The sequence below is a fragment of the Pseudomonadota bacterium genome (assembly GCA_039815145.1).
GTDB lineage: Bacteria > Pseudomonadota > Gammaproteobacteria > Steroidobacterales > JBCBZW01 > JBCBZW01.
Map to the genome: position 1 here is coordinate 1 of JBCBZW010000199.1, position 6622 is coordinate 6622.

General features: G+C 65.6%; 8 protein-coding genes. 6 read left to right on the forward strand and 2 right to left on the reverse strand.

Annotation, left to right across the window (positions count from 1 at the left end):
- Positions 1–147: calcium/sodium antiporter (locus AAF184_24000; GenBank protein ID MEO0425418.1), on the reverse strand; the 147-nt coding region annotated here is incomplete at its 3' end.
- 146 nt (positions 148–293) lie between these two features.
- On the opposite strand from AAF184_24000, the gene AAF184_24005 reads away from it, so the two are divergent.
- Together AAF184_24005 and murA are read left to right on the forward strand one after the other, a co-directional pair.
- Positions 294–542, forward strand: coding sequence for a BolA/IbaG family iron-sulfur metabolism protein (locus AAF184_24005; GenBank protein MEO0425419.1), 249 nt, complete (start codon positions 294–296; stop codon positions 540–542).
- Positions 543–577: 35 nt separating this feature from the next.
- Positions 578–1846: a UDP-N-acetylglucosamine 1-carboxyvinyltransferase gene (murA, locus tag AAF184_24010; protein MEO0425420.1), complete on the forward strand. Its 1269-nt coding sequence runs from the start codon at positions 578–580 to the stop codon at positions 1844–1846.
- On the opposite strand, the gene AAF184_24015 is transcribed toward murA, so the two are convergent.
- Positions 1843–2949, reverse strand: a complete 1107-nt coding sequence (locus tag AAF184_24015; protein ID MEO0425421.1) for a trypsin-like peptidase domain-containing protein — start codon at positions 2947–2949, stop codon at positions 1843–1845. The genes murA and AAF184_24015 overlap by 4 nt on opposite strands.
- A gap of 497 nt (positions 2950–3446) precedes the next feature.
- Between AAF184_24015 and petA the strand changes: the two genes are divergently transcribed.
- The 4 genes from petA to AAF184_24035 all read left to right on the forward strand — a co-directional run.
- Complete coding sequence (gene petA, locus AAF184_24020; protein ID MEO0425422.1) at positions 3447–4043, forward strand: ubiquinol-cytochrome c reductase iron-sulfur subunit; 597 nt, start codon at positions 3447–3449, stop codon at positions 4041–4043.
- Complete coding sequence (locus tag AAF184_24025) at positions 4040–5308, forward strand: cytochrome bc complex cytochrome b subunit (GenBank protein ID MEO0425423.1); 1269 nt, start codon at positions 4040–4042, stop codon at positions 5306–5308. Before petA ends, AAF184_24025 begins: the two co-directional genes overlap by 4 nt.
- Positions 5298–6056, forward strand: coding sequence for a cytochrome c1 (locus AAF184_24030; GenBank protein ID MEO0425424.1), 759 nt, complete (start codon positions 5298–5300; stop codon positions 6054–6056). Before AAF184_24025 ends, AAF184_24030 begins: the two co-directional genes overlap by 11 nt.
- 69 nt (positions 6057–6125) lie before the next feature.
- A partial coding sequence (locus AAF184_24035) for a glutathione S-transferase N-terminal domain-containing protein (GenBank protein MEO0425425.1) occupies positions 6126–6622 on the forward strand: 497 nt, incomplete at its 3' end.

Below are 6622 nucleotides of genomic sequence, written 5' to 3' on the forward strand. Positions count from 1 at the left end.
GGTGCCGAAGCCGACGATCGTGAGCCCGATCAGCATGGTGGACACGCCGAGGTTGCGAGCGAAGGCGGCGGCACCGAGCACGAAACGGTCCGCCCCCCAGATCAGGGTGACGAAGCCAGTGATCACGGCCGCAAAGTAGATCAGGATCGCTTGCAAACGGTGCTCTCGTGGGGATGTAAGGTCGCCGCGCGCGCCAGCGCGGTGCCCAGCCCGGCAAACGCGCAATGCTAGCATTCCCACCCAGAAACGCGGAACGCCGCTTCCGGCGCCGCCCCAACCGCGGAGGAAAGGCCATGCACAAGGATGAAATTAAACGACTTATCGAGGCTGGCATGGAGGCTGAGGAGGTTGTCGTGATGGGCGATGACGGCGCGCACTTCGAAGCCCTCGTGGTGGCTGAGGCGTTCGCGGGCAAGCGCACCCTGCAGCGCCACCAGATCGTCTACGGCACCCTAGGCGAGCGCATGGGGCGCGAGATCCACGCCCTCTCGCTGAAAACGCTCACTCGCGAGGAGCTGGAGCAGCAGCGACGTGACAGCTGAGGTAGGCAGACGAATCGAGCCTAGGCGGGCGTGCCTTGGATAAGCTCAGCATCGAGGGAGGCGTGCGCCTGGACGGCGAGGTGCGTGTCTCCGGTTCCAAGAACGCTGCGCTGCCGATTCTGGCCGCGACCCTCCTCGTCGACTCGCCGGTGGTCCTCGGCAACGTGCCGCATCTGCGGGACGTCACCACCACCGTCGCCGTGCTCTGTCGCCTCGGCTGCCAGGTCACGGTGGACGAGCGCATGTTGGTGGAGGTCGACGCCAGTGGCGTGAACAGCGTCGAGGCGCCCTACGAGCTGGTGCGCACCATGCGCGCGTCCATCCTCGTGCTCGGTCCCCTGTTGGCGCGCTTCGGCCGCGCGGACGTCTCCCTGCCCGGGGGCTGCGCCATCGGCGCCCGGCCCGTCGACCTGCACGTCTCGGGACTGCGTCGCCTGGGCGCCGAGGTCACCGTGGAAGGCGGCTACATTCGCGCGCGCACCCCGAACGGCCTGCGTGGCAACACCATCGTCTTCGACACCGTCACCGTGACGGGCACGGAGAACCTCATGATGGCGGCCGTGTTCGCCGAGGGGGAGACCGTGCTCGAGAACGCGGCGCGCGAACCCGAGGTGACGGCGCTGGCGGAGTTTTTGACCTCCTTGGGGGCCAAGATCGAAGGCGCCGGATCGGCCCGCCTCGTGATCCAGGGCGTCGACCGCCTGCGCCAACCGGCAGCTTCTGCCTTCGATGTACCGGCCGATCGCATCGAGTGCGGCACCTATCTGCTGGCCGCCGCGATCACCGGCGGCCGGGCGCGCATGCTTCGCGCACGACCGGAGGATCTCGACGCGGTGCTGGAGAAGCTGCGCGAAGCCGGTGCCGAGGTGGCCTGCGGCGAGGACTGGATCGAGGTGGACATGGGCGGTCGTCGGCCGCAGCCCGTCAGCATCCGAACCTCGCCCTACCCGGGGTTCCCCACGGACATGCAGGCCCAGTTCATGGCCCTCAACAGCGTGGCCGACGGCGTCGCCACGGTGGAGGAGACGGTGTTCGAGAATCGTTTCATGCACGCCCTGGAGCTGCAGCGGATGGGGGCGCGGATCGATCTGCGCGGCAACACGGCGGTGATCGAAGGCGTCGAGCGCCTCGAGGCGGCGCCGGTGATGGCCACGGACCTGCGCGCGTCGGCGAGCCTGGTGCTGGCCGGCCTGGTCGCCCAGGGCGAGACGGTGGTCGATCGGATCTACCACATCGATCGCGGCTACGAGTGCATAGAGGAGAAGCTCGGCCAGCTGGGGGCGCGGATTCGACGCGTCAGCTAGCTACCGCGCGGGCGTTCCTTCACCCGGGCTTGCACCTCCAGCGGTACGCCCTGGCGCTCCACCTGCACGCGCACGAGGCTGCCCGGCGAGAGGCGTGCGACGTGACCGAGGGCCTCGCGCGGAGTCAGAACCGGCCGATCGTCCATGGTGAGGACCACATCGCCCGCGCGCAGACCGGCCCGCGATGCAGGCCCATGGGGCATCACGCTCGATAGGTAGACGCCGCCGCGTCCGGCGGCAAGGCCCAGCTCCTGCTCCTGGCCGGGTTGGATAGGGGAGACGTGCACGCCCAGCCAGCCGCGAATCACCCGCCCGTGCTCCAGCAGTTCGCGCATCACGCCGCGGGCCAGGTCGATGGGAATCGCAAAGCCGATACCCTCGGAGTCGAAGCCCGTCCCGGCCGCGAACATGGCCGTGTTCACGCCGACCAGATCGCCGGCCACGTTGACCAGGGCGCCGCCCGAGTTGCCGGGGTTGATGGGCGCGTCGGTCTGGATGAAGTTCTCGAACAGGCTCAGCCCGAGCTGAGATCGGCCCGTCGCGCTGACGATGCCTTGGGTGACGGTCTGGCCGATGCCGAAGGGATTGCCGATGGCGAGGACGACATCGCCGGTGCGCAGGCGCGAGGAGCGGCCGAGGCTGATCACGGGCACCGGGCGCAGGTCGATCCGCAGGAGGGCCAGGTCCGTGTCCGGATCGCTACCGAGCACCGTGGCGGTGGTGACCCGACCGTCGGTCAGCGCGACCTTCACCGAGGCGTTGCCGCGCACGAGGTGCTCATTGGTCAGCACGTGGCCCTCGTCGCTGACGATCACGCCGGAGCCGAGACCGCTGGCGCTGGGCGTGGTGGCGACGTCGAAGGTGGCCGTCGTCTCGGGGTCGCCGAAGCCGGTGTAGACGTTGACCACGGCCGGCGCCGAGCGCTCGACCGCATCGGCGTAGGAGGCCGGCGCCGATGCGGCGTAGATGCGTGATCCGGTTGGAGCTAGGAGATCCGGTCGCATCGCTACGATGACAAAAGCTGCCGCCAGCCCGGCCACCACGGACTGAGGGATGAAGGCGAGCCTGCTCGCCCAGCGGCGGCGACGATCGGTGTCACTCATAGGAGCGCCAGTCTACTGCACCCCGTCCGGTTGATCGGGTCATCGAAGTCCCAAGTTTCGACGCTAGGGTTTTTCCCGGTCTCGGTGACTCCAAACGGCCCTATCAGCCGAAAAAGGCAACGCGGCGTGAGCGATTCCATCAGCGCTGGCAATCGCGACTCGGGCTCCTGCTGATGGTAGGTGTCTCGGGAACCGTGAGCTGGTGCAGGAATCAGTGTCTGGGGCGCACCCAACGGTCTGAGCAGTGTGTATAATCCCGCCGCTCAGCACCGGGACAGGCGGTCCCAACCACGGACTTTTCGCAGCTCGCGTTCGCAAGGCGTCGGGCTCGAAGGGCAAGGCGCTGCGTCGATCGTGAACGAGAAGCCACTGTGCTCTCTCGCCCGCGGTCCTCTAGTCCGGGATGGTGACGACGCCGCCACCGCGGTACCCACCCGACGGCCAACTAGTTCACTTGTCCTTACGCTTCGCTAGGACAGTGCGGGAGTGAGTCAATCATGAGTAACGGAGGCCTGAACCTCGACCGTCGCCAGTTTTTGACGCTAGCGACGACCGTGGCAGGAGGCGCGGGCGCGGCCGCAGTCGCAGTGCCCTTTATCGCCTCGTTCAATCCGAGTACCCGTGCCCAGGGCTTGGGCGCACCGGTGGAGGTCGACATCGCACGCCTCGAGGAAGGCGAGATGCTGACCGTCGAATGGCGCGGTAAGCCAGTGTACGTGGTGAAGCGCCCGGCGGCGCTGCTCGAGTCCTTGGACGAGGTCGAATCGCGCCTGAAAGACCCCGAGTCGACCAAGCCCCAGCAGCCCGAGTACGCCGCCAACAAGTACCGCTCCATCAAGCCGGAGATCCTGGTGCTCGTCGGCGTGTGCACGCACCTCGGCTGTGCTCCCCTGTTCCGACCGGAGGTGGCGCCTGCCGACCTCGGCGACGATTGGCCGGGCGGCTTCTTCTGCCCCTGCCATGGCTCGAAATTCGATCTCTCAGGACGCGTCTACGCTGGCGTGCCGGCTCAGGACAACCTGCCCGTGCCCCCGTACCGCTTCGAGAGCGATTCGGTTCTGACCATCGGTGAAGATCAGGAGGCTGCTGCATGAGCTCCCATCAGCCCACCGCCTCAGGCTCCAACGTTGGCGGCCCAGTAGGCGCCGTCATCGATTGGGTCGACGCCCGCATTCCCATCACGAGCGTCTGGCGCAACCACCTGTCGGAGTACTACGCACCGAAGAACTTCAACTTCTGGTACTACTTCGGCTCGCTCGCGCTGGTTGTGCTCGTCATCCAGCTGCTGAGCGGCATCTTCCTGACCATGAACTACAAGCCGGATGCGGCCTCGGCTTTCGCCTCCGTCGAGTACATCATGCGTGACGTGCCGGGCGGTTGGTTCATCCGCTACCTGCACAGCACGGGGGCGTCCGCGTTCTTCATCGTCGTCTACCTGCACATGTTCCGCGGCATGATCTACGGCTCCTACCGCAAGCCGCGCGAACTGATCTGGCTGCTCGGCATGCTGATCTACCTGGCGCTGATGGCTGAGGCCTTCATGGGCTACCTCCTGCCCTGGGGGCAGATGTCCTACTGGGGTGCGCAGGTGATCGTGTCGCTCTTCGGTGCCATCCCGTTCATCGGTGAGGGTCTCGCCGAGTGGCTGCGCGGCGACTACTACATCTCCGACGCCACCCTGAACCGCTTCTTCTCCCTGCACGTGATCGCCATTCCCCTGGCGCTCGTGGGCCTTGTGTATCTGCACATCATCGCCCTGCACGAGGTGGGGTCGAACAACCCCGACGGCGTGGACATCAAGAAGCACAAGGACGAGAACGGCAAGCCCCTCGACGGCATCCCCTTCCATCCGTACTACACGGTGAAGGACATGGTGGGCCTGACCGTGTTTGCCGCGATCTTCGCTGCCGTGGTGTTTTTTGCGCCCGAGGCGAATGGCCTGTTCCTCGAGCACGCCAACTTCGAGCCTGCGAACCCGCTGAAGACGCCGGAGCACATCGCCCCCGTGTGGTACTTCACGCCGTTTTACTCGATCCTGCGCGCCGTGCCGGACAAGTTCCTCGGCGTCGTGGCCATGGGTGCAGCGGTGTTCATGCTGTTCCTGCTGCCGTGGCTCGATCGCAGCCCCGTGCGCTCGATTCGCTACAAGGGCACGCTGGGTAAGGCGGCCATCGCGGCCTTCGTGGTGGCCTTCATCGGTCTTGGCTACCTCGGCCTGAAGCCGCCCACCCCCACCTACACGCTGCTCGCGCGGGTGTTCTCGGTGGTCTACTTCGGCTTCTTCATCCTGATGCCGTGGTTCTCGGCCCGGGATGAGACGAAGCCTGTACCGGAACGGGTGACCTACCATGCGCACTGACATGATCCGCCGTACGCTCGCGGCGACGTCCCTCGCCCTGCTGCTGGTCGGGGGTGGCGCTAGTGCCTCCGAGGGTGCGGCCATCAGCCTGAAGTCCCACGTGGACCTCGGCGATGTGCCGTCCCTGCAGCGCGGTGCGAAGTACTTCGCCAACTACTGCCTCGGCTGCCACTCGCTGGAGTACGCTCGCTACCAGACCATCGCCGATGATCTGAAGATGAGCCCGGAGCAGCTGCAGGACATCATGTTCACCACCGACAAGCCCTTTGACGAGGTCAAGGTGAGCATGCCGGCGGACCAGTCCAAGGACTGGTTCGGTGTTGCGCCGCCGAATCTGAGCCTGATCGCACGATCCAAGGGTTCAGATTATATTTACGGCTATCTCATGACGTTCTACATTGACGAGTCGCGGCCGTGGGGGGTGAACAACCTGCTGCTGCCCGGATCGGCGATGCCGCACGTGTTGTGGGAACTGCAGGGCTTCCAGCGCGCCCACTTCCGTGAGGAAACGGACGCCAAGGGGAATGTCAGGGAGGTGTTCGATCACTTCGAGCAGATCACCGAGGGCTCGATGACGCCCAAGGAATACGCCGAAGCCTCGAACGACATCACCAACTTCCTCACCTACGTGGGGGAGCCCGCGCGCCTCAAGCGTGGCGGTATCGGCATCGGCGTCATGGCCTTTCTAGCTTGCTTCTTCGTGCTCACCTTGGCGCTGAAGAAGGAGTACTGGAAAGACATCACGTAAGGCGATCAGGACGGTCGCTTCACTCAAGCGCGTCGGGGCAGCTCCCCGACGCGCCGGGAACTTGAGCTTATGATGACACTCTTCTCGCGGCCGACGGACCCGCAAAGCCATCGCGCACGATTGGTACTGCAGGAGAAGAACATCAACGTCGAGATCGTCGACGTGGTGGGGCCCGATCTACCGGAAGATCTTATCGATCTGAACCCCTACAACAGCGTGCCGACCCTGGTCGATCGCGATCTGGTGCTCTACGACGCACGCGTGATCGTCGATTACCTGGACGAGCGCTTCCCGCATCCGCCGCTGATGCCGGTAGATCCCGTCGCCCGAGCTCAGTTCCGGCTCGCCCTGTTCCGCATCGAACGCGACTGGTACAGCCTGGTCGATGAGATCGAGAACGCCAGTGACAAGAAGGGCAGCACTGCCGCGCGCAAGATGCTGCGTGAGAGCCTCGTCTCCAGCGCCGAGGTCTTCGGTGCCCGGCCGTTCTTTCTGAGCGAGGAGTTCTCCCTGGTCGATTGCAGCATCGCGCCCATCCTCTGGCGCCTCAGCCACTACGAAGTGGA

Excerpts from the sequence above, each read along its gene's own strand:
- AAF184_24005 (MEO0425419.1), top strand. The coding sequence starts at position 294 with ATGCACAAGGATGAAATTAAACGACTTATCGAGGCTGGCATGGAGGCT.
- AAF184_24015 (MEO0425421.1), bottom strand. The coding sequence starts at position 2,949 with ATGAGTGACACCGATCGTCGCCGCCGCTGGGCGAGCAGGCTCGCCTTC.
- petA (MEO0425422.1), top strand. The coding sequence starts at position 3,447 with ATGAGTAACGGAGGCCTGAACCTCGACCGTCGCCAGTTTTTGACGCTA.
- AAF184_24025 (MEO0425423.1), top strand. The coding sequence starts at position 4,040 with ATGAGCTCCCATCAGCCCACCGCCTCAGGCTCCAACGTTGGCGGCCCA.
- AAF184_24030 (MEO0425424.1), top strand. The coding sequence starts at position 5,298 with ATGCGCACTGACATGATCCGCCGTACGCTCGCGGCGACGTCCCTCGCC.